The organism is Bizionia paragorgiae (assembly GCF_900107625.1).
GTDB lineage: Bacteria > Bacteroidota > Bacteroidia > Flavobacteriales > Flavobacteriaceae > Bizionia > Bizionia paragorgiae.
Genome location: NZ_FNQK01000016.1, coordinates 43,225 through 65,920 on the forward strand (window position 1 = coordinate 43,225; position 22,696 = coordinate 65,920).

Below are 22,696 nucleotides of genomic sequence, written 5' to 3' on the forward strand. Positions count from 1 at the left end.
TTACATTTGAGCGTTAACACGTTATTGTAAATGATCACACACATAAAAGGTAAATTAGTAGAGAAAAATCCCACCGACGTCGTTATCGATTGTAACGGCGTTGGTTATTTTATAAATATCTCACTTCATACATTTTCGCAAATTCCAGACCAAGAGAATATCTCATTATTTACGCACTTGCATGTTAAAGAAGATGGGCACACCCTTTACGGATTTATAACACCAGGAGAGCGTGAAGTGTTTAGATTATTGATATCTGTAAGTGGTATTGGTACCAATACCGCACGAACTATGCTTTCCTCTCTAACACCAAAGCAAATTAAAGAAGGAATAGCTGGTGAAGACGTGGCACTTATACAATCGGTGAAAGGAATTGGTCTGAAAACCGCTCAACGTGTTATTATTGATCTTAAAGATAAGATTATAAAAATATATGATATTGATGAAGTTTCTATTAATAAAAACAATACCAATAAAGATGAAGCGTTATCTGCTTTAGAAGTACTTGGTTACGCCAAAAAACAAGCTGAACGTGTAGTGGATAAAATTGTATCAGCTACCCCAGAAGCTACCGTGGAAGATATTATTAAACAAGCTTTAAAAAAATTATAAAAGATTTTGAATACAACTAACCAGAAATTTCAAAAATCAATAAAAAAGTATGTATTAGTGCTCGTTCTTGCTCTAACAACCTCATTGGTTATAGCGCAAGACCCTCCAATTCCAGTAGTAGAACAAGACTCTACAAAAACGGGGTTTGTAATGAGCGATATTATAATGCCTAACCCGCAAAGTATAGAATCTCAATATACCTACGACCCGAAAACAGATCGCTATATTTATACCGAAACTGTAGGGACCTTTACCATTAACTACCCAACGATTTTAACGCCAGAAGAATATCAAGATCTTGTTTTTAAAGAAAATTTAAAATCATACTACAAAAATAAAATTGATGCTTTTGAAGGTAAAAAAGATAATGCCGACGAGCAGCAGAAAAATTTATTGCCTGAGTTTTATGTGAATTCAGGATTTTTTGAAAGCATTTTTGGCGGTAATACCATCGAGGTGGTTCCTCAAGGGTCCTTAGAAATGGATCTGGGTGTTTTGTTTACAAAACAAGATAATCCGTCGTTCTCCCCACAAAACAGAAGTAACTTTACGTTCGATTTCGATCAGAGAATTAGCTTAAGTTTATTAGGGAAAGTAGGAACACGTCTTCAAGTAACCGCAAACTACGATACAGAATCTACATTCGATTTTCAAAACTTAGTGAAATTAGAATATACGCCTACCGAGGACGATATTATTCAGAAAATTGAAGTAGGTAACGTAAGTATGCCATTAAACAGTTCTTTAATTTCTGGAGCACAGAGTTTATTTGGTGTTAAAACACAATTGAAATTCGGGAAAACAACGATTACAGGAGTCTTCTCGGAGCAAAAATCAGATTCTCAATCTGTAGTAGCACAAGGGGGAGGGACCCTTAGTGAGTTTGATTTCTATATTAACGATTACGACGAAAATAGACACTTTTTCTTAGCGCAATACTTTAGAAATAATTACGATAAAGCCCTGAGCAATTATCCGTATATAAACTCTAATGTTCAAATTACACGTGCCGAAGTATGGGTAACCAACAGAAGTAACCGTACCGAGAACGTTAGAAATATTGTAGCACTTCAAGATTTAGGAGAGTCGGGTGTTATTGGAAACCCTGGGGTTACAGTAACTGCAGGACCAAATGCCTTTCCGAGTAATAAAAATAACCGATTAGATCCTACAAATATTGGAGGTCCAGGCTCGCAATTAACGCCAGCGATTAGAGATATTGCAACCGTGCAATCGGGAGTAACAGTACCAGGATTTAACGAGGGCTTTGACTATGCGAAACTAGAAAACACAAGAAAATTAATAGAAGGTCAAGAGTATACTCTAAACACACAGTTAGGATATATTTCTTTAAATCAACGCTTAAATAACGATGAAGTCCTTGCTGTAGCATTCCAATTTACTGTAGGTGGAAAAGTGTATCAGGTAGGGGAATTCGCCAATGACGGTGTCGATGCGACCGATGTGAATACTAATAGTGAAGGTGAAGTTACTAACGTTACCAATAATAACTTAGTCCTTAAATTATTAAAAAGTAGCATCACTAGTGTGTCTCAACCGATTTGGGATTTAATGATGAAAAACGTCTATAATACAGGCGCCTACCAATTAAGTCAAGAGGATTTTAAGTTAAATATCTTCTATAATGAAGCAGCACCTTTAAACTATATTCGTCCAGTTGATGGAACCTCTTTTGGGACCGATTTTGAAGGTAATGTCATTGAAGAGACAACCTTGTTACAACTGTTTAATCTCGACCGATTAAATTATAATAATGACCCACAAAATGGTGGTGATGGTTTTTTTGATTTCGTACCTGGGATTACCGTAATCCCTCAAAACGGAAAAATTGTGTTTACCAAAGTAGAACCGTTTGGACGCTATTTATTTGATGTTTTGGATAATGATAATAATCCAGGGAATAATGCTACAGACTATGCTCAGGATACCTATGCCAACCCAAACCAAGAAAAATACGTTTACGACCTGCTTTATAAAGGCACAAAAACAGCCGCTTTAGAAGAAAACGAAAAAAATAAATTCCAAATTAAAGGACGTTATAAGTCTGAAGGTGGTGAAGGTATTCCTATTGGAGGATTCAATGTGCCCCGTGGTTCTGTAAAAGTTACTGCAGGTGGTCGTGTGTTAGTCGAAGGTGTCGATTATACCGTAAACTATCAGTTGGGACGTGTTCAAATTTTGGACCCTGCCTTACAAGCGTCAAATACCCCAATCCAAGTTACAACCGAGAATAATGCAATTTTCGGACAACAAACAAAACGATTTACAGGTTTAAATGTCGAACATCAGTTTAATGAGAATTTTATCTTAGGGGCAACCTATATCAACCTGAACGAACGACCAATTACGCAAAAGGCAAACTACAATACCGAGCCTATCAATAATACCATGTTAGGTTTTAATGGTAACTATTCTACCGAAGTGCCTTTCTTTACAAGATTAGTAAACAAATTACCAAATGTCGATACCGATGCGCCTTCTAACCTATCGGTGAGAGGTGAGTTTGCATACCTATTACCAGGAGCTCCTAAAGGAACAGATTTTAATGGGGAAGCTACAGCTTATGTTGATGATTTTGAAGGTTCTCAAAACGGAATCGATTTGCGTTCGCAACAATCATGGTTCTTATCAAGTAGACCGCTAAATTTAGGACGTATTTATAGTGGAACATCAGCTTCTGAAGATGACAACGGATTGCAAAATGGCTACGATAGAGCACTGCTAAACTGGTACAATATAGATCCTATCTTTTATAGCAGTCAGCGACCAAGTGGTCTTACCGACGACGATGTGTCTAGCCTTTATACCTCGCGAGTTTTTATAAACGAGTTGTTCCCAGAGCAGGATATAGCACAAGGGCAAACCTCGGTGATTAATACCCTAGATTTAACCATCTATCCTCAAGAGCGTGGACCTTATAATTTTAAACCTGGAACAGAAGATAATGTTATCGATACGCCTACCGAAAGTTGGGCCGGAATTACAAGAGGTTTAGCGTCTACAGATTTTGAACAAGCGAATGTAGAATATATTGAATTCTGGTTGCAAGACCCTTTTCAAGATAACCCTACAAACCCAGGAGGGAAGCTAGTCTTTAACCTAGGAAGTATCTCTGAAGATATTTTAAAAGACGGTAGGAAACAATATGAAAATGGTTTGCCTAAAGATGGTAATGTTGCATTATTGCCGCAAACGGATTACGAAACTGTTGTACCACAAAATCAAGCCTTAATTTATGCGTTCGATTCTACGGGACAAGAGCGTGTTAATCAAGATGTAGGATACGACGGCTATAACGATGCAGAAGAAGCGGCTGTATTTGCTGCTTTTGGCGGATTGCCAGATCCTGCGAACGATAACTACCAGTATTTTATCGATGCCGAAGGTGATGTTTTAGAACGTTATAAACGCTATAATAATGTTCAAGGGAACTCTCCTGATACCTTTAGCGATACCAATCGTGGTTCGACTACACAACCAGATGTAGAAGATGTGAATAGAGATAATACCATGAATACTATCGATAGTTATTTTGAGTATATCCTAGAAATTACACGACCTAACCTACCTATCAATTCATTAAATGAAATAACAGCAAACAACCCGATAGGAGAGTTTATAAAAGATTTAAAAATTAGACCTCGTGTTATGCCTAATGGGGATACCGAGCAAGTGCGCTGGTACCAATTTAGAGTTCCAGTAAACGTGCCACTATCGACATTTGATGATCCTACAATTCCACAGTATAACAGACAAAATGGAATTACAGATTTTAGATCTATACGTTTTGCACGTATGTATCTTGAGAATTTTAGTGAGCAAACAACATTCCGTTTTGGGACATTAGAGCTGGTTAGAAGTGATTGGAGACGTTATACAAAAGCATTAGATGAAAATGATGCGAGTCCAGACGATCCTCAAACCGATTTTTCTGTTGGTGCCGTGAGTACTCAAACTAACGATGGTAATTACGTGTCTCCTCCGGGTGTTGAGCCAGAACGTTTAAATAATAACAATACGATTGTCGACCAAAATGAGCAGGCTTTAGTGGTTAATGTCTGCGGATTAGAGACCGAAGATTCTAGGGCGGTTTATAAAAATATTAGTGTCGATATGAGACAGTATAAACGTCTGCGTATGTTTATGCACGCTAGAGAAGGGGATATCCCTGGGCTTGGCGATAACGACCTGGTTGGTTTTATAAGAATGGGTAACGATTTAACTCAAAACTATTACCAAATAGAGGTGCCTTTATCGGTATATAATGGCGGGGGACAACCTGTAGATTATTGGCCGGAAAGTAATGAGATTAATATTGAATTAGAATTGTTACAACGTCTAAAATCATTAGGAATAAGTGATGGCTCTTTATCGAATGAGGACGCTTCGTTTTACGATGTGGTAGGTAATGAATTAATACCAGTACCATTTGCCGATCAATATCAAGGTTACGTTACCGGTCAGCACCGTGTGGCGATAAAAGGAAATCCTAATTTCGGAGCGATTAGAACCCTGATGGTAGGGGTTAAAAACGCTTCAGGTTTTGAGTCTTGTGGAGAGATCTGGTATAATGAATTGCGTTTGTCAGAAATGGATAACGAGGGCGGATGGGCTGCTGTTTTAAGCTTGGATACCAATATGGCCGATTTTGCAAATGTTAGTGCTACTGGGCGTATGTCTACCGCAGGCTTTGGGTCTATCGATCAAGGTCCAAATCAACGTAGTCGTGAAGATGTAAAACAATACGATGTGGTCACCAATGTTAATATCGGTCAGCTATTACCAAAAAAATGGGGACTTCAAGTGCCTTTTAATTACGGTCAAGCCGAAGAGTTAATTACACCACAATACGATCAGCAATACGAAGATCTGAAACTGCAAACACGTTTAGATGCTGCAGAAACAGAATCGGAGCGCGACGTGATTCGTGAGCAATCTGAAGAATATACGAAGCGAAAAAGTATTAACTTTATTGGTGTTCGTAAAAATAGAACGGGTGAAGCGAAACCGCAACTGTACGATGTCGAAAACTTAACTTTAAACTATTCTTATAACAAAGTAGAGCACCGTGATTTTGAAATAGAACGCTCGGTAGATAAACAGTTACGCGCCGGAGTAAATTATGCGTATAACTTTCAACCAAAAGTAATTGAACCTTTTAAAAAGAACGATTCGCTATTTACAGGGAAATACTGGAAACTATTAAAAGACTTTAATGTTAATTTACTACCAGCAAGTTTTACGGTAAATACCGATGTAAACAGACAATTTAATCGTCAGCTCTTTAGAGAGGTAGAATTGGGAGGTAATAATATTGGATTAGAAGAACTGTACAGAAGAAATTACACCTTCGATTTTCAGTATAACGTGAATTGGAATTTAACAAAATCATTAGCCTTTAATTTCTCGGCTTCCAATAATAATATTGTAAGAAATTATTTTAAGGAAGGAAATATTCGTGGCGAACAAGATCCTGAATTGGATGTGTGGGATGGTTTATTAGATTTTGGAGATCCCAATAGACAGTACCAATTGTTAGGGGTGAATTACGAAATCCCTATCAATAAAATCCCTGTGTTAAGTTTTATAAAAGCAACTTATGCTTATACCGGAGAATTTCAATGGCAAAAAGGATCTGATTTATTTGGTGATATTGTTGGAGATGATGGGATATCTTACGATTTAGGGAACTCGATTTCTAATGGTAATACGCACAACATTAACTCGACCTTGGATATGAATAAACTGTATAAAGCAGTAGGGTTGGTTAAAAAGAGAAAGACGGGTCGTATAGGAAAAGTCAGCCGTTTTGATCGTAATCCAGCAGGTCCGCCACCGGGTGCCGAAGACAGTAAAACGAAGAAAAAGACCAATACGAAAACCAGCACTTTAGCTAATATTGGTATCGATGTGTTAACGGTAGTAAAACGTATTCAAGCGAACTACTCGGAAACCAATGGTACTTATATTCCTGGGTATTTAAACACACCGGGTTTTGTGGGCACGTTAAAACCAACCTTAGGATATACTTTTGGAAGTCAACGCGATGTGAGAGAGTTAGCAGCACGAAATGGATGGCTAACCGTGTTTCCTGATTTTAATGAGCAGTATACTAAAAATAGAACCGAGCAATTGGATTTATCGGCGAACTTAGAGCCGTTTAACGATCTTAAAATTGATTTAGTAGGCTTTAGAACCTATGCCGAAAACTACACGGAGAACTATAGAATTACCGATGGGCTTTACGAGTCTTTAACACCAAATTCCTTTGGGAACTTAAGTATTTCTACCTTCACTTTTCCTACCGCTTTTGGTAAAAGTAATGAGGTGAGTTCTGATGCGTTTAATGAGTTTAGAGCGAATCGATTGTTAATTGCTCAACGCTTGGCAAGAGAGCGAGGAGCAGACCCGAATGCTGTTGATGCTGATGGATTTCCTTTAGGATTTGGTAAAACAAGTCAAGCCGTTTTATTACCTGCCTTTGTGAGTGCTTATACCGGTCAGGATGCTAAGAAAGCGAAATTAGGAGCCATTAAAAATGTGCCTATTCCTAACTGGGATATTAAATACACAGGATTGATGAAAATGAAATGGTTTAAAGAACGTTTTAAACGCTTCTCTTTAAGTCATGGGTACCGCTCGAGTTATACAATCAATCAGTTTAGAACGAATTTAGATTTTAACGGTATAGATTACGGCATAGATTATGCGAGTCAGCCAGCCGAAGATATTGATCAAGCCGGAAACTTTAAAAATGAAAACTTATATAGTAACGTTAATTTAACCGAACTGTTTAGTCCGTTAATCCGAGTGGATTTCGAAATGAAGAATTCGGTAAAAGTCTTGGCCGAGCTAAAGAAAGACCGCCTACTTTCACTAAGTTTTGATAATAATTTAATGACCGAAATTCAAGGTAATGAATACGTATTGGGCTTAGGATACCGTTTTAAAGATGTGAGAATAAAATCAAAATTAGCAGGACCTAAAAAATCTATTGTTAGTGATTTAATAATGGAAGCGAATATTTCGGTTCGCGATAATAAAACCATTATTAGATATTTAGATGTCGATAATAATCAAATTACTAACGGACAGACTATTTACGGATTTAAATACAATGCGAATTACTCGTTTAGTAAAAATCTAACCGGTATTTTCTACTTCGATTATACGTTTTCTGAATATGCTATTTCAACAGCATTTCCGCAAACCACAATACGATCTGGGCTGACTTTACGATATAATTTCGGTAATTAGTGATTTCTCATTTGAAATACCGATTTGATTAAATACATTTGTAAAAAATTAAATAATGAATATACCATCAGAATTAAAGTATACTAAAGACCACGAGTGGGTTAAAGTAGAAGGAGACGTAGCAACTGTAGGAATTACAGATTTTGCACAAAGTGAATTAGGAGATATCGTTTATGTAGATATTGACACGGTAGATGAAACTTTAGATATGGATGAAGTGTTTGGCTCTGTAGAAGCAGTAAAAACAGTTTCTGATTTATTTTTACCATTATCTGGAGAGGTTATCGCGTTTAATGAGGCATTAGAAGACGAGCCAGAAAAAGTTAATACTGATCCTTATGGAGAGGGCTGGATTATTAAACTAAAAGTCTCTGACGCTTCGGAAATCGAAAAGTTACTATCAGATAGCGATTATAAAGCCCTAATTGGTGCTTAAAAAAAGTTTATTTTTATTAAGTATCGCGTATACTCTTGTGTTACTTTTAGCGAGTTTGTTAAACGTTAATAGTATCACTCAAGGGTTGCCCTCTAATAGCGATAAAATTTTACACATTGTGGCTCATGTTATGTTAACAGGGCTTTGGTTTTTAACTTTTTTAAAGACGTTTACAATAAATAGCCTAAAATCAATGGCTTATGCTTCGGTAATAGCAGTTGGTTTAGGTGTGCTAATAGAAGTGCTGCAAGGTGCGTTTACGCAAAACAGGACAACAGACATAAATGATGTCTTTGCGAATGTTTTAGGCACAGTTATTGTTGTGTTAGTGATACTAGGCTTACGCTTTAGAGAATTAAAAAATAAATAAACCTTTTGCTATTTTTATAAATAAATACTTAAATTAGCAATCAGGAAAAACAAATTTAATTTATGGAACCTAAAAAAAATCCGAAATCTAATGTAGGGAGAAACAGTTCTCTTTATTTTGCGGTTGGGATGGTGTTAATGTTACTATTAACAAATTATGCCATCAACTACAAAACCTACGATAAGGAGACCGTTGACATTGCTCAGATTAATGTTGATGATGAATTGGAAGAGGAAATTCCAATTACAAATCAAGCACCACCACCACCACCTCCTCCACCACCGCCACCAGCACCAGAAGTGATTGATGTTATAGAGGATGAGGAAGAAATAGAGGAAACGGTTATCGAATCTACAGAGACAAATCAGGAAGAAGAGATTGTTGAAGTTGAAGAAGTGGTAATTGAAGAAATTGAAGAAGATGTAGAAGTGTCTTTTGCTGTTATTGAAAACGTGCCAATTTTTCCAGGTTGTGAAAGTGGTTCGAATGCACAGAAAAAGAAGTGTATGTCTGATAAAATTAATCAGTTAGTCGCTAGAAAGTTTGATGCTGAATTAGGTTCTGAACTTGGTTTAAGTGGAAAACAAAAAATTAGTGTTTTCTTTACTATTGATAAAATAGGAAACATTGTAAATGTTAGAACTAGAGCACCGCACCCAAGATTAGAAAAAGAGGCGGAACGTGTTGTAGGTTTAATACCTCAAATGAAACCAGGTAAACAAAGAGGGAAGCCTGTAAAAGTAACGTTCTTCTTGCCAATTTCATTTAACATTCAAGACTAAATAAAACCTAGAGTTTTAAATCATATTTTAAATCCTGCTACATTGTGTAGCGGGATTTTTTGTTTGGTATACTTATTGGTGTTTTAATAATACATTAACATTTAAACTTATGTATCATGAAGAATTCAATACAAAAAATAAATAATACCTTAAAGATTAAGAGTTTTGTTGGTGAAAAAGGTAAGAAGGATACGGATTTAAGGTCAAATTCAACACTGTACTTTCAAATAGGACTGATTATTTGTTTGTTAGGGGCTTATTTAGCCTTGGAATCTAGAACAGAGGTTAAAAGCAAACGACTAATTTTTCAAGACGTTCAGGTGACTGATGAATGGGACTACACCGAAAGTAACTTTGAAGTCTATACAATACCCGAACCCAAAATAGAAGCGGTAGGTGAAAAGGAAACCGTTGTTATTACCGATGATATTCGGGTTACTGATAACGAGGCTAAAAATGCTAAAGAAGATGTCGATTTTATTACCGAGCAAGAACAGCAGTTTAAAGGGGCTGCTAAGCAAGTGGTGCCTACTAGCGCGCGCGAGTTGGTCGTAGAAAAACCAGAAGAGCCTGTAAGTATTTTAGCAGTTCAGTTTGTTCCTGTGTATCCTGGATGTGAAAGTGAAACTACAAATTTAGGGCGACGTCAATGTATGTCTGATAAATTAAGAGAACATATTAGAAAACAATTTGATGGCGATATAGGTGCAGATCTTGGTCTTAATGGTCGCCAGAAAATAGATGTGCTTTTTAAAATCAATAAACAGGGAGAAGTTGTTATATTAAAAACAAGAGCGCCACGCCGTGAATTGGAGAAAGAAGCACAACGAGTGGTTTCAAAAGTGCCTACTATGCAGCCCGGAAAGAACGGGGATAGCGTGGTAGAAATCTTATACAGTTTACCGATTGTTTTTGATGTTCAAGACTAAGTCCTAGGAAATAAGAGGATGTTCGGATGAGGTATATTTACTAAGCGATTAGTCTTTATCTTATTTGGTTGTTACCTCTAAAGCTTTTTTCTTTGCTTACTTAATCTATTATTAGTTTAATTCTAGATAAAAAGTTATTTTTAATATATTCCCATTTCGCTTAGGACTTAAAACAGACTTATTTAATTGGTGTTTTGATTTGTAGAATTACTTTTTCAAAGTATCTTTGCAGGAGCTAAAAAATAGCTTGTAAAGCAAAGCCATATTTTGAGTACAACAGCAACACCAATCGTAAAACACAGTTTACTTTCAGATTTTAAAGAAATCACAAAAATGCGACTCGCATTAAGTGTGGTGTTTTCTTCTATAGCGGGGTATCTCCTTGGGGTAGACGAAGTGAGTTTTAAAGTGTTGATCCTACTCGCTTTTGGTGGGTATTTTATGGTGGGCGCTTCAAATGCTTTTAATCAAATTATTGAAAAAGATTTAGATGCACTTATGCATCGTACTAAAAACAGACCGATTCCTTCGGGAAGGATGTCTGTTAAAACAGCATTTGTAATAGCAACACTTTTTACAGTTCTAGGTCTCGCTATTTTATATTCGATAAATAAGCAAACAGCAATGTTTGGGGCGATTTCTATTTTTCTTTACACCTGTGTGTATACCCCTTTAAAAACTAAAACACCCTTATCTGTATTTGTAGGAGCTATTCCTGGTGCGATCCCTTTTATGTTAGGGTGGGTCGCTGCTACCGATAACTTCGGTATCGAACCTGGGACCTTATTCGCTTTACAATTTTTCTGGCAATTCCCGCATTTCTGGGCAATTGGTTGGTTTTTGTATACCGATTATAAGCGTGGCGGGTTTTTTATGTTGCCAACAGGTAAACAGGATAAAGGTACCGCAGTGCAAACCATAATGTATACCGTATGGACTATTTTAATCTCTATAGTTCCTGTACTGGGGATAACTGGGGAGTTAAAACTATCTATCGTTGCAGCTATTATTGTATTCGCGTTCGGACTTTTTATGCTGTTCTACGCCATACAGTTGTTTAAAAAAATGACAGAACAAGCAGCTAAGCAATTAATGTTAGCTAGTGTGTTATATATTACTTTAATTCAAATTGTCTACGTTGTAGATAAATTTATTCGATAACTATGGACTTAACTCAGGGAACTCTCCAAGAAAAAAATAATAGAGCCAAGAAAATGATGCTATGGTTTGGTATCATTTCACTAATAATGACGTTTGCAGGATTTACAAGTGCTGTAATTGTTAGTAGCTCAAGACCAGACTGGTCGGCAGATATGCAATTGCCAAACGTATTTATTTATAGTGTGTTTGCAATTGTTATTAGTAGCATTACCTTTATCCTTGCTAAACGCGCCCTTAAACAAGACGATAGAAAAAAGACTTCGATTTTATTATTGATTACTTTAGTATTAGGGAGTGTATTTATCACCTTACAGTTTGTCGGTTTCGGACAATTAATAGATGCAGGGTACTATTTAACGGGACCAACTAGTGATCCTAAGGCTTCTTTTGTCTTTTTAATCGCTTTTGTCCACATTTTACACGTGCTAGTAGGCCTTATTTGCCTAGTCGTTGTAATTTATAATCATTTTAAACAAAAGTATACAGCCACTAATATGCTAGGTATGGAATTGGCCGCAACTTTTTGGCATTTTGTTGATATACTTTGGGTCTATCTCTTTTTGTTTTTATATTTCTTAAGCTAGTTTTCTATTTAAAACGAGCCCACTCATAGCAGACAATTACAAACATTTTAACCGGAATACAAATTTTAATCATGTACTGTTTCTTTAGAATAATAAAATGATTATTTTTGTGCCACATATTAAAAACTAATTACACTTTATGGATACTACAGTTGCAACTACTGGAAAAGAAGGTAAATTATGGGGAGGTGGTAATGAACCACTAAAAGCCAGTTATGGTAAAATGATGATGTGGTTTTTTATCGTATCAGATGCCTTAACATTCTCTGGGTTTCTAGCAGCCTATGGATTTTCAAGATTTAAATTTATTGATTCTTGGCCAATTGCCGATGAGGTGTTTACACACGTACCGTTTTTTCACGGTAGCTATCCAATGATCTATGTAGCGTTTATGACGTTTATTTTGATTATGTCTTCAGTAACTATGGTATTAGCCGTAGATGCAGGACACCACATGAATAAAAACAAAGTAACATGGTACATGTTCCTTACCGTGATTGGTGGTATTATCTTTATTGGTTCTCAAGCTTGGGAGTGGAATACTTTCATTAAAGGAGAATACGGAGCAGTTCAAACTAAAGGTGGTAATATCTTACAATTTGGTCAATATGAAACTGTAGACGGTAAAGAAACCTTTAAAAGGGTAGCAATAGCCGATTTCGCTAAAGCAACAAATCCTGATCGTGTATTACACGAAAGAAAAAATGGGCTGTGGTATGTAACCGAAGCACCTTTACCAGAATTTACTATTGAAGAGGTGTTAACAGGATTAAAAGCAAATCCAGAGGTTTTAGTAAGAACTCAAATGCTAACCGAAGAAGGACACAAAACAGTCTTATCTCGTGAAGAGTCTTTACAACAAATTGCAGAAAATGGTAAATTAGTTGTTCACGGTGCAAACCTTAAAGTGAATGAGTATGGTGCGCCGATCTTTGCAGACTTCTTTTTCTTTATCACAGGATTCCACGGATTCCACGTATTTACGGGGATTCTTCTTAATATTATCGTTTTCTTTAATGTCCTTTTAGGAACTTACGAAAGACGTGGTAGTTACGAAATGGTGGAAAAAGTAGGTTTATACTGGCACTTTGTAGATTTAGTATGGGTATTCGTATTCACATTCTTCTACTTAGTTTAATTCATAATAAGAATATTTAAAAATGGCACAAGAACACAATTTAGCAATATTTAGAGGTTTATTAAAATTTAAATCAAACACCCAAAAAATATGGGGCGTTTTAATCTTCTTATCTATAGTAACTGCAATCGAAGTTGTTTTAGGTATCTACAAACCGGAAGTTTTAATGACTCAGGTTTTAGGAATGAAAGGATTAAACTGGATCTTTATAATTTTAACAATCGTTAAAGCATATTATATCGCTTGGGATTTTATGCACTTAAGAGACGAAACAACAGCTTTACGTAGAGTTATTGTTTGGACAGGTGTTTTCTTAATCTGCTACCTAATATTTATCCTTTTACAAGAAGGTGGATATGTAGAGGCAGTTTTTAGAAATGGCTTTGTAAAAAATACATTCTAAGCACTAATTAATTTAGTGTTAAACATAAGGAAAAGGTGGTTTATTTAAACCACCTTTTTTATTTTTGTAAACTTATATAAACGACCCGTTTGCGATGGATATTAAACAAGTTAAAAAAACTTCAATACTTATTATATTATTTTTTCTGCCGGTTATTTTTTTACTGTTTTTATACCCTTCTACTAATAACTACACCCCTTTAAATATCGTTAAGGAAAACGTTTTAGACGTTCAGAATCTACGATCTAATACCAATCCAGAGGTGGTGTTAGACGATCATATTTCGGTAATAGCATTTGTAGGTAACGATCCAGAATCAAGAATCAAGCAAATGTCTAACCTTAGAGAACTTATATACGATAAGTTCCAAGGGTTTAAAAAGTTTCAAGTAGTAGTCCTAGCGTCTAAAGGTTCTGAAGATTCTGCAAATCGCTTAAAGCAAGAATTAAGTAAGTATAACGAGTTAAAATATTGGCACTTTGTTTTTGTCGATAATGAAGATGCCCAAAAGCTATATAATAACTTGCGCTCTACCTCAAATTTAGATGCTACGTTTGCGTCCGATTATGTGTTTATTGTAGATAAAGATCTTAATCAAAGAGGGCGTTTAGATGACCGTACAGATCGAGAAATTGAAAATAATGATCCTATTTACCCGTTAACTGCTTACGATTGTAATAAAATAGCGGTCTTAAAAAACAAGATGGGAGCAGACGATTTACGTGTGTTATTTACCGAATATAGAGAAAAACGTAAAGGAGAATTTAACTCCTCTACCCGTCGTGCCAATGATTTAAATCCAGATTATGAAAAAGAAAACTAATTATTCGTACATCGGAATAGCTTTTGTCGTATTGCTATTCGGAATTATTTTCGTTCCTAAAATTATTGATAGGATTCAAAATAACGATATCTCAAGAAGTGACCGCCTAAGTACCGGTCAAGACAATAATTTTTCTAGTGATGAGCCATTAGCTTTTATCGAGATTAATGGTAAGCGTAAAAAGGTGCCTAACTTTAGTTTTACGAATCAAGATGGAGAAACAATTACCCAAGAAGACTATAAGGGAAAAGTGTACGTTGTAGAATTCTTTTTTACAACCTGTCCAACGATTTGTCCGCGAATGAATGAAAACCTTGTGGAGATACAAAATGCCTTTAAAGGGAATGCTGACTTTGGGGTAGCTTCATTTTCTATTACTCCAAAACTAGATACTCCAGAGGTGTTAAAGGCGTATGCAGAACGTTACGGAATTACAAATCCAAATTGGAATTTATTAACCGGAGAAGAATCGGATATCTACGAATTAGCAAATACCGGATTTAATATCTATGTTGCCAAAGTAGATGATGAAGTAGGTTTTGAACATTCTGGTGATTTTGCATTGATAGATAAAAACGGATTTGTGCGTTCGCGCTATGATGCTTTTGGAAACCCTAAGATTTTCTATAAAGGGATTATTAGTGAAAAAGAAAAGTATGACGAGGATGGTAATGAGCAGGAAATTACAATGCTTAAAGAAGACATTAAAAAGTTATTAAATGAATAATATCGAAAACCTAGAAAACGAAAAGAAGTATAACAAATGGATTGTTGTGCTTTCTATTGTTATTCCTTTGGCGGTTGCCGCTCTTTTTGGGGTTAATCTAAGAGATTTAGGTTACGATGTCGAACCGCTTAGCTTTTTACCTCCCATTTATGCATCGGTTAATGCGCTAACATCAGTTATATTAATTATTGCCTTAATAGCTATACTAAAGAAGAATGCCAAGCTTCACGAGCGCCTAATTAAGTTTGCGATGATGCTATCGGTAAGTTTTTTATTGATGTATATCGCTTATCATATGACGAGTGATTCTACCAAATTTGGTGGTGAAGGGGCTATAAAATATGTGTATTACTTTATTTTAATTACTCATATTGTTCTTTCCGTGGTGGTTATACCATTCGTATTAATAACCTACGTGCGCGCAATCTCAGGAAATTTTGAACGTCACAAGAAAATTGCTAAAATTACGTTTCCTCTATGGTTATACGTGGCGGTTACCGGAGTGGTAATTTATATCATGATATCACCTTATTACACCTAGTAGATTATGAAAACCAAAGTTTTATTTTTTATCATGTCGGTATTCTTTTTTGTTAATACCAATGCACAGTGTGCCATGTGTCGCGCAGTATTAGAAAGTGAAGAAGGGCAGGGTGCTGCAAAAGGTATTAACAATGGTATCGTCTATCTTATGGCTGTACCCTATATACTAATCTTCGGATTAGCGTATTTTATCTATAGAAAATATTTTACAAAACCTAAAAGTCAAGAGTAGTCTTGCCAAATGGTTATAGCATGTATTTAAAAGCTTCAAAGTGGTTTCACTTTGAAGCTTTTTTTGTTTGTCATACTGTTACCCTTTAACGTGTGGTGTTTTAATTATATGCTGTAGTAGAGTTGTTAAGGCGATCTGATTTCTTTTAACAGTTTTTTTAAAAAAAATATGTAACAATTTTTAAATCGTATAGTCTAATTACTATAATCAAGTATAAATCAGCAATCAAAAAAGTCAATACATATGCTAAAAATTAACAAACTGCACAAGTCTTATCCCATAGGAGATTCGAGTTTACACGTTTTAAAAGGTATTGACCTCTCTGTAGATAGTGGAGAAATGGTTGCTATTATGGGGTCTTCAGGTTCGGGGAAATCTACGCTTCTAAATATTATTGGAATGCTTGACGAAGCTGATGAAGGGGAATACATTTTAGATAATGTTCCGATTAAAAATCTTACCGAGAAAAAAGCAGCTATTTATAGAAATAAGTTCTTAGGATTTATTTTCCAATCGTTCAACCTTATTAATTATAAGAACGCTTTAGATAATGTAGCCTTACCGTTATACTACCAAGGATTAAAACGTAAAGAACGTATTGAAAAAGGATTGTTTCACTTGGAAAAAGTGGGGCTTAAAGCTTGGGCAGAACACTTGCCAAATGAGCTGTCTGGCGGACAAAAGCAGCGTGTGGCTATTGCTAGAGCGCTTGCTGCCGACCCTAAGTTGCTCTTGGCCGATGAGCCTACAGGTGCATTAGACACGAAAACATCTTATGAGATTATGGCGTTTTTACAGCAGTTAAACGACGAAGGAAAAACCATTTTAATAGTTACCCACGAAGAAGATATTGCCGATATGTGTAAACGTATCGTGCGATTAGTAGACGGGGTAATTATGGAAGATAAATTTGTAGAACAAGTTAGAGCCTCACAATATGTTTGATAGAGACCTTTGGAGGGAAATATTTCAGAGTATAAATATGAATCGAACCAGAACACTACTTTCTGGTTTTACAGTCACCTTCGCAATTTTACTTTTTGCCATTCTTTTTGGAATCACCAACGGGTTAACCAATACCTTTGATGATGCTTTTAAAGACGATGCTACCAATTCTATATTTATTATGTCTGGGCGCACAACTAAAGCTAATAAAGGTTTACAGGCAGGACGCCAAATTCAATTTAAAAATGAAGATTACGACTATATAAAAGAAGAGTTTGGCGAAAAAGTGCAATACATAACCGCTAGAATTTATAAAAACGTTAATGCGTCTTTTCAAAACGAAAAAAATAGTTACTCCGTTCGTGCAGTTCACCCAGACCACCAGTATTTAGAAAATACTGAAGTCACTATAGGACGCTATATAAATCAGTTAGATTTAAATGAAAAGACTAAGGTAGTCGTTATTGGCCGCTTAGTAGAAAATGATTTGTTCCTTAAAACAACTGCCCTTGGTAAATATATAAACCTTAATGGTATTCAGTATAAGGTGGTAGGTGTTTTTGAAGATGACGGTGGAGATAATGAAGAGCGTTTAATCTATATGCCAATTACCACAGCGCAGCAAATTTATGGGAATAACGATTATATCGATCAGATTAATCTAACCTATAACCCGAAAATGGGTTATGATCAAGCCATAGCTTTTAGTAGCCTGTTAACAAGAAAATTGAAAGACCGATTCTCGGTAGCAGAAAGTGATCAACGTGCGGTTCGCGTTAGAAACTTAGCCAATGAAGCAAAAGGGATAAATCAAATGACTAGTGGATTGGGAATGATTGTCCTAGTTATTGGCTTTGGTACACTCATCGCGGGCGTGGTTGGAATTAGTAATATCATGATTTTTATTGTAAAAGAACGGACTAAAGAAATCGGAATTAGAAAAGCTTTAGGAGCCTCTCCAAAATCTATAGTATCCATTATTTTAATGGAGTCTGTTTTAATAACCTTAATTGCTGGTTTTGTAGGCTTGGTTTTAGGAATGGGTATTCTTGAGTTGATAGGGCCAAGTCTAGAGAAGTTTTTTATTAAAGACCCTAAAGTAAGTTTAAACTTGGTTATTGGTGCAACTATTACCCTAATAGTAGCGGGTGGAATTGCAGGATATTTGCCGGCAAAGAAAGCATCGCGGATTAAACCTATAGTGGCTTTAAGAGATGATTAATAATAGCCATCAATTAAAACGAGAAACGAATAATAACACGAGTAAACAACCAATACGAACTAGCAAATGAAATTTTTATTCGAAAGAGATACTTGGCAAGAAGTTTACGACAGCTTAAGTAAAAACGTACTGCGAACAGCCCTTACTATGGTGGGTGTGTGGTGGGGTATTTTGTTACTTATTGGTTTGTTAGGATCGGCTAAAGGTATTGAGAATTCTTTTAATAGGTTGTTTGGTAGTTTTGCTACCAACAGCGTGTTTGTCTGGGGTCAAAGTACAAGCAAGCCGTTTAAAGGATTCCAAGAAGGAAAACAAGTGGTACTGACTTTGTCGGATGCTAAAAAAGTAGAAGAAAATGTCGATGGGATTGAGTTTGTAGTCCCTAGGAATCAGAATCAAGGTGTTGTAACCCGAAATTTTTTATCGGGTAACTTTGGTGTTAATGGAGATTACCCCTTATTAGACCGTGTTCAGAAGAAGAAAATGATTCACGGACGATTTATTAACCAAAGTGATATCGATGACAATAAGAAAGTTGTTGTTATCTCAGAAGAAATCTATAAGCAGTTGTTTGAGAAAGATGCTGAAATGATTGGCGAGTACATTCAAATTAACAGCATCAATTTTAAAGTGATTGGAATGTTCGAAAATGGGAACGTTAATATGGGACCGTCGAGCGATATTCATATTCCCTTTACTACTTTTCAACAAATTTATAACCAAGGTAATGATATTGGTTGGGTAATGATTACAGGGAAACCTGATGCCGATATTACTCAAATTGAAGCCGATGCCAAACTTATGCTTAAAAACCTACATCGTATTCACCCGGAAGACGATCGTGCATTTGGAAGTTTTAACCTAGGAAAAGAATTTGCTAAAATCACAGGATTTTTAACAGGCATGCAATTCTTAACCTGGTTTGTGGGTATTGCAACGTTAATAGCAGGCGTTTTTGCCATTGGAAACATTCTATTAATAACCGTTAAAGAACGTACTAAAGAAATAGGGGTACGTCGTGCCTTGGGAGCAACCCCCTTTGAAATAAAACGACAAATTATTGTCGAAGCGGTATTTATAACCCTTACCGCAGGTCTTTTAGGAATTATAAGTGGCGGATGGATCCTCATTCTTATAGATACCTTTTTGGGCCAGGGTGATGAGGCTATTTTTGTAAACGCATCCGTACCAATTGCTGTCGTGTTTATTGCCTTGCTTATTTTAGTCGTCCTTGGGACTTTAATAGGGTTAATCCCTGCATTTAAAGCCACAAGCGTTAAGCCAATAGATGCCTTAAGAGAAGAATAATCTGAATATATAAACCATAAAAATTAAAGTACTTTTAAAACCAACGTCGTTAAATACATTAAAAAATGAAAAAAGCATTAAAAATAATTATAGGGTTAGGTTTACTAATCGCACTCGTATTCGTTCTTAAATATTTTAAGGATTCAAATTCTAAAGGCGTTGAAGACTTTAAAGTAGAAGAGCCTTTTTACACCTCTTTACGAACAAAAACAGTAGCAACAGGTAAGTTAAATCCTGAAGAAGAAATCGAATTAAAACCACAAATTGCCGGAATTATTGATAAGATTTTAGTGGAGGAAGGAGATATGGTTAAGAAAGGAGACCTAATTGCTACCATTAGAGTCGTGCCAAACGAGCAAAGTCTTGTGAGTGCCAATAGTCAGATAAACTCTGCTAAGCTTTCTTATAACAATGCGAAAACCTTATATGATAGAAATAAAGTGTTATTTGATAAAGGCGTGATTTCTAAACAAGATTTTGAAAACAGCCAGCTGTCACTTAATCAAGCTAACGAGTCTTTAACGCAAGCGCAAAATAATTACCAAATTATTAAACGTGGTAGTCTGTCTGGCGGTGGATCTGCCAATACGAGTATTACGGCTCAGATTTCGGGAACGGTATTAGAAATTCCTGTTCGTGAAGGGGATCAGGTGATCGAAAGTAATAGTTTTAATGCGGGAACAACCATCGCAACTATTGCCGATATGAGCAAGATGATTTTTGAAGGAAAAGTCGATGAGGCTGAAGTGGGTAAATTGGAAGAAGGGAAAGATATTGTCGTGATTTTAGGAGCGATTAACGAAAAGAAATTCCCTGCTAAATTAACCTTTGTTGCACCAAAAGGAAACGAAGAAAATGGAGCCGTTCAATTTACAATTAAAGCCGATGTTGATGTTGAAGAATCAACGCGTATTAGAGCAGGTTATAGTGCGAATGCTGAGATTGAAATGGAAAGTAAAGACAGTGTTTTAGTTATTAAAGAAGCCTTACTTCAGTTTAATCGTATTACTGAAAAGCCATTTGTAGAATTGTTAATAGGTGATGGTAAGTATGAGAAGAAAAATGTTGAATTAGGTATTTCGGACGGGATTAACGTGGAAATTACCGAAGGTGTTAAAGAAGGAGATAAAATAAAAGTATGGAACAAAGCTTTAAAAGATAACAATGATGAGGAAGACAACTAAAATTATTTTCACTACAGTTTGTGCATTAGGTATTAGTGTTGCTGCTTTGGCGCAAGAGAAGAAATGGACGCTTCAGGAAAGTGTTAATCACGCGTTAGAGAATAATATTTCGGTTAAGCAAGCGTCGAATACTTTATTGACTAATGAGCAAGATATTATAGCGGCAAAAGGACGTTTTTTACCTACGGTTAGCGCGAATGCTAGTCATAGTTTGTCCACCGGAAACATTGAGTTGTTTCAAGGGCAGTTTGCCAATAGGACTTCGAATAGTACAAGCCTAGGGGTAAATGTTAATGAAACTGTGTTTAACGGGTTTAGAAATACAAACCTTTACAAGCAGTCGCAATTAAGTCTAGAGGCCAACCAGCTAGAGCTAGATCGTATAAAAGATGATATTTCTTTAAACGTCGTAAATGCCTATTTAAATATTTTATTTAATGTTGAGAATTTAGAAACAGCGAAAGCACAATATGAGTTTTCTAAAAAGCAGTTGCAACGTGTTAACGAATTAGTAGATGCTGGAGCGCAACCAAGAGCCGATGTTTATGATGCACAAGCCACTTTAAGTAGAGACTTACAAAGTGTAACCGTAGCCGAGAACAATTATGAATTGTCATTACTAACCTTATCTCAATTACTGCAAGTGCCTTTTAACGGTTTTGCTGTGGAAGAGATCGATTTAGACGATCCGTCGGCAGAACTCATGTACAATGATGTGACTCCGGTTTTAAATTATGCCCTAGCAAATAGAAGTGAAATTAAGGTAGCAGAGAAAAATATTGAAATTTCAGAATTGGGAACAGAAATCTCTAAAGCAGGTTTTTACCCTAGCGTGTCTTTAGGTTATGGCTTTGGATCGAATGTGTTCTACTCGAATTTAGATCAAAATGAAGATCCGTTTTTTCAGCAATTAAACGATCAGAAATCACACCGATTTTCGCTAAATGTAAATATCCCTATATTTTCTCAGTTTCAGAATAAAACAGCGGTAGCAAAATCGCGTATTCAGGAAGAGAATGCCAAACTGGGCTTGGAACAAACAAAATTAAATTTAGAGTCTAATATTCAACGTGCGTTTACCGATGCGAGATCGGCATTACGTGCCTACGAGGCAGCAAAAGTCTCTTTAGAGTCTCAAGAACTGGCTTTTAATAATGCTCAGGAGCGTTATAATATAGGAGCGATGAACGGATTTGATTTAGAGCAATCGCGTTTACGCCTAGTAAATGCAGAGTCTTCGTTAATTAATGCGAAATATGATTTTATATTTAAAACAAAAGTATTAGATTTCTACCTTGGAAAACCAATAACAGAATAGCCGTGGCTTTAATATTAAGTATAGAAACAACAACAACAAATTGCTCGGTCTCTCTTTCTAAAGAAGGAGAGACTTTGCTTTTAAAAGAAGATTACGATACCAATTATTCGCACGCCGAACGCTTACATACGTTTATAGCTTCTATTTTAAAAGAGGCTAATGTCGCTAGAGAAGATTTAAATGCGATAGCGGTAAGTAAAGGGCCAGGGTCTTATACGGGCTTACGTATTGGAGTATCGACAGCTAAAGGACTTTGTTTTGCTTTAGATATCCCACTAATTGCGGTGAATACCTTGGAAGCATTAGCGCATCAGGTAAAAGCAGATAATGGCCTTATTGTACCTATGTTAGATGCTCGTCGGATGGAAGTGTTTTCGGCGGTATTCGATTCAGAGTATAAGCCTATTCGCGATATAGAAGCCCAAATACTAGATACGGATGCTTTTGCTCAGTATTTAAATGCGGGTAAAGTCTACTTTATTGGTAATGGTGTGGAGAAAACCAAAACGCTTATACCTCATGAAAATGCCGTTTTTATAGAAGGGAAATTACCGTCGGCAAGTACTATGGGCGCTTTAGCCTATGCTAAGTACAAAAAAAGCGACACCGAAGATGTCGCTTATTTTGAACCTTTTTATTTAAAAGACTTTGTGGCTTTAAAACCGAAGCCGAAGTCTAAATAAATACGGTGTTTTATTATA

At 36.1% G+C, this 22,696-nt stretch carries 20 protein-coding genes; all 20 read left to right on the forward strand.

The window, feature by feature from the left end; translation table 11 throughout:
* The first annotated feature begins 30 nt into the window (after positions 1-30).
* The 20 genes from ruvA (at position 31) to tsaB (ending at position 22,678) form a co-directional block, all read left to right on the forward strand.
* A complete protein-coding gene (gene ruvA, locus BLV64_RS11445; protein WP_092135524.1) occupies positions 31-612 on the forward strand; it encodes a Holliday junction branch migration protein RuvA in 582 nt (193 codons plus the stop codon).
* Positions 613-777: 165 nt separating this feature from the next.
* Positions 778-7,890, forward strand: coding sequence for a T9SS outer membrane translocon Sov/SprA (gene sov, locus BLV64_RS11450; RefSeq protein ID WP_394332349.1), 7,113 nt, complete (start codon positions 778-780; stop codon positions 7,888-7,890).
* Between the two features lie 55 nt (positions 7,891-7,945).
* Complete coding sequence (gene gcvH, locus BLV64_RS11455) at positions 7,946-8,326, forward strand: glycine cleavage system protein GcvH (protein ID WP_092135530.1); 381 nt, start codon at positions 7,946-7,948, stop codon at positions 8,324-8,326.
* Positions 8,319-8,696, forward strand: a complete 378-nt coding sequence (locus BLV64_RS11460; RefSeq protein WP_092135533.1) for a VanZ family protein — start codon at positions 8,319-8,321, stop codon at positions 8,694-8,696. The genes gcvH and BLV64_RS11460 overlap by 8 nt, the downstream gene beginning before the upstream one ends.
* Before the next feature lie 62 nt (positions 8,697-8,758).
* Entirely contained in the window at positions 8,759-9,478 is a 720-nt protein-coding gene (locus BLV64_RS11465) for an energy transducer TonB (RefSeq protein WP_092135536.1), read from the forward strand.
* 116 nt (positions 9,479-9,594) lie between these two features.
* Positions 9,595-10,407: a hypothetical protein gene (locus tag BLV64_RS11470; protein WP_092135538.1), complete on the forward strand. Its 813-nt coding sequence runs from the start codon at positions 9,595-9,597 to the stop codon at positions 10,405-10,407.
* A 267-nt stretch (positions 10,408-10,674) separates the two neighbouring features.
* Positions 10,675-11,568, forward strand: coding sequence for a heme o synthase (gene cyoE, locus BLV64_RS11475; protein WP_092135541.1), 894 nt, complete (start codon positions 10,675-10,677; stop codon positions 11,566-11,568).
* Positions 11,569-11,570: 2 nt separating this feature from the next.
* Positions 11,571-12,152 (forward strand): cytochrome c oxidase subunit 3, encoded by a 582-nt coding sequence (locus BLV64_RS11480; RefSeq protein ID WP_092135544.1) that lies wholly within the window; start codon positions 11,571-11,573, stop codon positions 12,150-12,152.
* 139 nt (positions 12,153-12,291) lie between these two features.
* Positions 12,292-13,290: a cytochrome c oxidase subunit 3 gene (locus BLV64_RS11485; protein WP_092135547.1), complete on the forward strand. Its 999-nt coding sequence runs from the start codon at positions 12,292-12,294 to the stop codon at positions 13,288-13,290.
* Positions 13,291-13,312: 22 nt separating this feature from the next.
* Positions 13,313-13,693: a cytochrome C oxidase subunit IV family protein gene (locus BLV64_RS11490; RefSeq protein WP_092135549.1), complete on the forward strand. Its 381-nt coding sequence runs from the start codon at positions 13,313-13,315 to the stop codon at positions 13,691-13,693.
* Positions 13,694-13,787: 94 nt separating this feature from the next.
* Complete coding sequence (locus BLV64_RS11495; protein ID WP_092135552.1) at positions 13,788-14,516, forward strand: hypothetical protein; 729 nt, start codon at positions 13,788-13,790, stop codon at positions 14,514-14,516.
* Positions 14,500-15,243 carry an SCO family protein gene (locus BLV64_RS11500; protein ID WP_092135555.1) on the forward strand — a complete coding sequence of 248 codons (744 nt, stop codon included), beginning with the start codon at positions 14,500-14,502 and terminating at the stop codon, positions 15,241-15,243. Before BLV64_RS11495 ends, BLV64_RS11500 begins: the two co-directional genes overlap by 17 nt.
* A complete protein-coding gene (locus BLV64_RS11505) occupies positions 15,236-15,784 on the forward strand; it encodes a DUF420 domain-containing protein (RefSeq protein ID WP_092135558.1) in 549 nt (182 codons plus the stop codon). Before BLV64_RS11500 ends, BLV64_RS11505 begins: the two co-directional genes overlap by 8 nt.
* Before the next feature lie 6 nt (positions 15,785-15,790).
* Entirely contained in the window at positions 15,791-16,018 is a 228-nt protein-coding gene (locus BLV64_RS11510; protein ID WP_092135561.1) for a hypothetical protein, read from the forward strand.
* Positions 16,019-16,261: 243 nt separating this feature from the next.
* Complete coding sequence (locus BLV64_RS11515; protein ID WP_092135565.1) at positions 16,262-16,963, forward strand: ABC transporter ATP-binding protein; 702 nt, start codon at positions 16,262-16,264, stop codon at positions 16,961-16,963.
* The gene (locus BLV64_RS11520) at positions 16,956-18,185 is read left to right on the forward strand and encodes an ABC transporter permease (RefSeq protein ID WP_092135568.1); all 1,230 of its coding nucleotides are present in this window, start codon (positions 16,956-16,958) and stop codon (positions 18,183-18,185) included. The genes BLV64_RS11515 and BLV64_RS11520 overlap by 8 nt, the downstream gene beginning before the upstream one ends.
* Before the next feature lie 66 nt (positions 18,186-18,251).
* Positions 18,252-19,493, forward strand: a complete 1,242-nt coding sequence (locus tag BLV64_RS11525) for an ABC transporter permease (RefSeq protein WP_092135571.1) — start codon at positions 18,252-18,254, stop codon at positions 19,491-19,493.
* 65 nt (positions 19,494-19,558) lie between these two features.
* Positions 19,559-20,677: an efflux RND transporter periplasmic adaptor subunit gene (locus BLV64_RS11530; RefSeq protein ID WP_092135573.1), complete on the forward strand. Its 1,119-nt coding sequence runs from the start codon at positions 19,559-19,561 to the stop codon at positions 20,675-20,677.
* Positions 20,658-21,995, forward strand: coding sequence for a TolC family protein (locus BLV64_RS11535; protein ID WP_092135576.1), 1,338 nt, complete (start codon positions 20,658-20,660; stop codon positions 21,993-21,995). Before BLV64_RS11530 ends, BLV64_RS11535 begins: the two co-directional genes overlap by 20 nt.
* A 2-nt stretch (positions 21,996-21,997) precedes the next feature.
* Complete coding sequence (tsaB, locus tag BLV64_RS11540) at positions 21,998-22,678, forward strand: tRNA (adenosine(37)-N6)-threonylcarbamoyltransferase complex dimerization subunit type 1 TsaB (protein ID WP_092135579.1); 681 nt, start codon at positions 21,998-22,000, stop codon at positions 22,676-22,678.
* Positions 22,679-22,696: the final 18 nt, after the last annotated feature.

Excerpts from the sequence above, each read along its gene's own strand:
- BLV64_RS11505 (WP_092135558.1), top strand. The coding sequence starts at position 15,236 with ATGAATAATATCGAAAACCTAGAAAACGAAAAGAAGTATAACAAATGG.
- ruvA (WP_092135524.1), top strand. The coding sequence starts at position 31 with ATGATCACACACATAAAAGGTAAATTAGTAGAGAAAAATCCCACCGAC.
- BLV64_RS11495 (WP_092135552.1), top strand. The coding sequence starts at position 13,788 with ATGGATATTAAACAAGTTAAAAAAACTTCAATACTTATTATATTATTT.
- BLV64_RS11535 (WP_092135576.1), top strand. The coding sequence starts at position 20,658 with ATGATGAGGAAGACAACTAAAATTATTTTCACTACAGTTTGTGCATTA.
- BLV64_RS11490 (WP_092135549.1), top strand. The coding sequence starts at position 13,313 with ATGGCACAAGAACACAATTTAGCAATATTTAGAGGTTTATTAAAATTT.
- BLV64_RS11465 (WP_092135536.1), top strand. The coding sequence starts at position 8,759 with ATGGAACCTAAAAAAAATCCGAAATCTAATGTAGGGAGAAACAGTTCT.
- BLV64_RS11515 (WP_092135565.1), top strand. The coding sequence starts at position 16,262 with ATGCTAAAAATTAACAAACTGCACAAGTCTTATCCCATAGGAGATTCG.
- BLV64_RS11500 (WP_092135555.1), top strand. The coding sequence starts at position 14,500 with ATGAAAAAGAAAACTAATTATTCGTACATCGGAATAGCTTTTGTCGTA.
- BLV64_RS11530 (WP_092135573.1), top strand. The coding sequence starts at position 19,559 with ATGAAAAAAGCATTAAAAATAATTATAGGGTTAGGTTTACTAATCGCA.
- gcvH (WP_092135530.1), top strand. The coding sequence starts at position 7,946 with ATGAATATACCATCAGAATTAAAGTATACTAAAGACCACGAGTGGGTT.
- BLV64_RS11485 (WP_092135547.1), top strand. The coding sequence starts at position 12,292 with ATGGATACTACAGTTGCAACTACTGGAAAAGAAGGTAAATTATGGGGA.
- sov (WP_394332349.1), top strand. The coding sequence starts at position 778 with ATGCCTAACCCGCAAAGTATAGAATCTCAATATACCTACGACCCGAAA.
- BLV64_RS11510 (WP_092135561.1), top strand. The coding sequence starts at position 15,791 with ATGAAAACCAAAGTTTTATTTTTTATCATGTCGGTATTCTTTTTTGTT.
- BLV64_RS11525 (WP_092135571.1), top strand. The coding sequence starts at position 18,252 with ATGAAATTTTTATTCGAAAGAGATACTTGGCAAGAAGTTTACGACAGC.
- BLV64_RS11470 (WP_092135538.1), top strand. The coding sequence starts at position 9,595 with ATGAAGAATTCAATACAAAAAATAAATAATACCTTAAAGATTAAGAGT.
- BLV64_RS11520 (WP_092135568.1), top strand. The coding sequence starts at position 16,956 with ATGTTTGATAGAGACCTTTGGAGGGAAATATTTCAGAGTATAAATATG.
- BLV64_RS11480 (WP_092135544.1), top strand. The coding sequence starts at position 11,571 with ATGGACTTAACTCAGGGAACTCTCCAAGAAAAAAATAATAGAGCCAAG.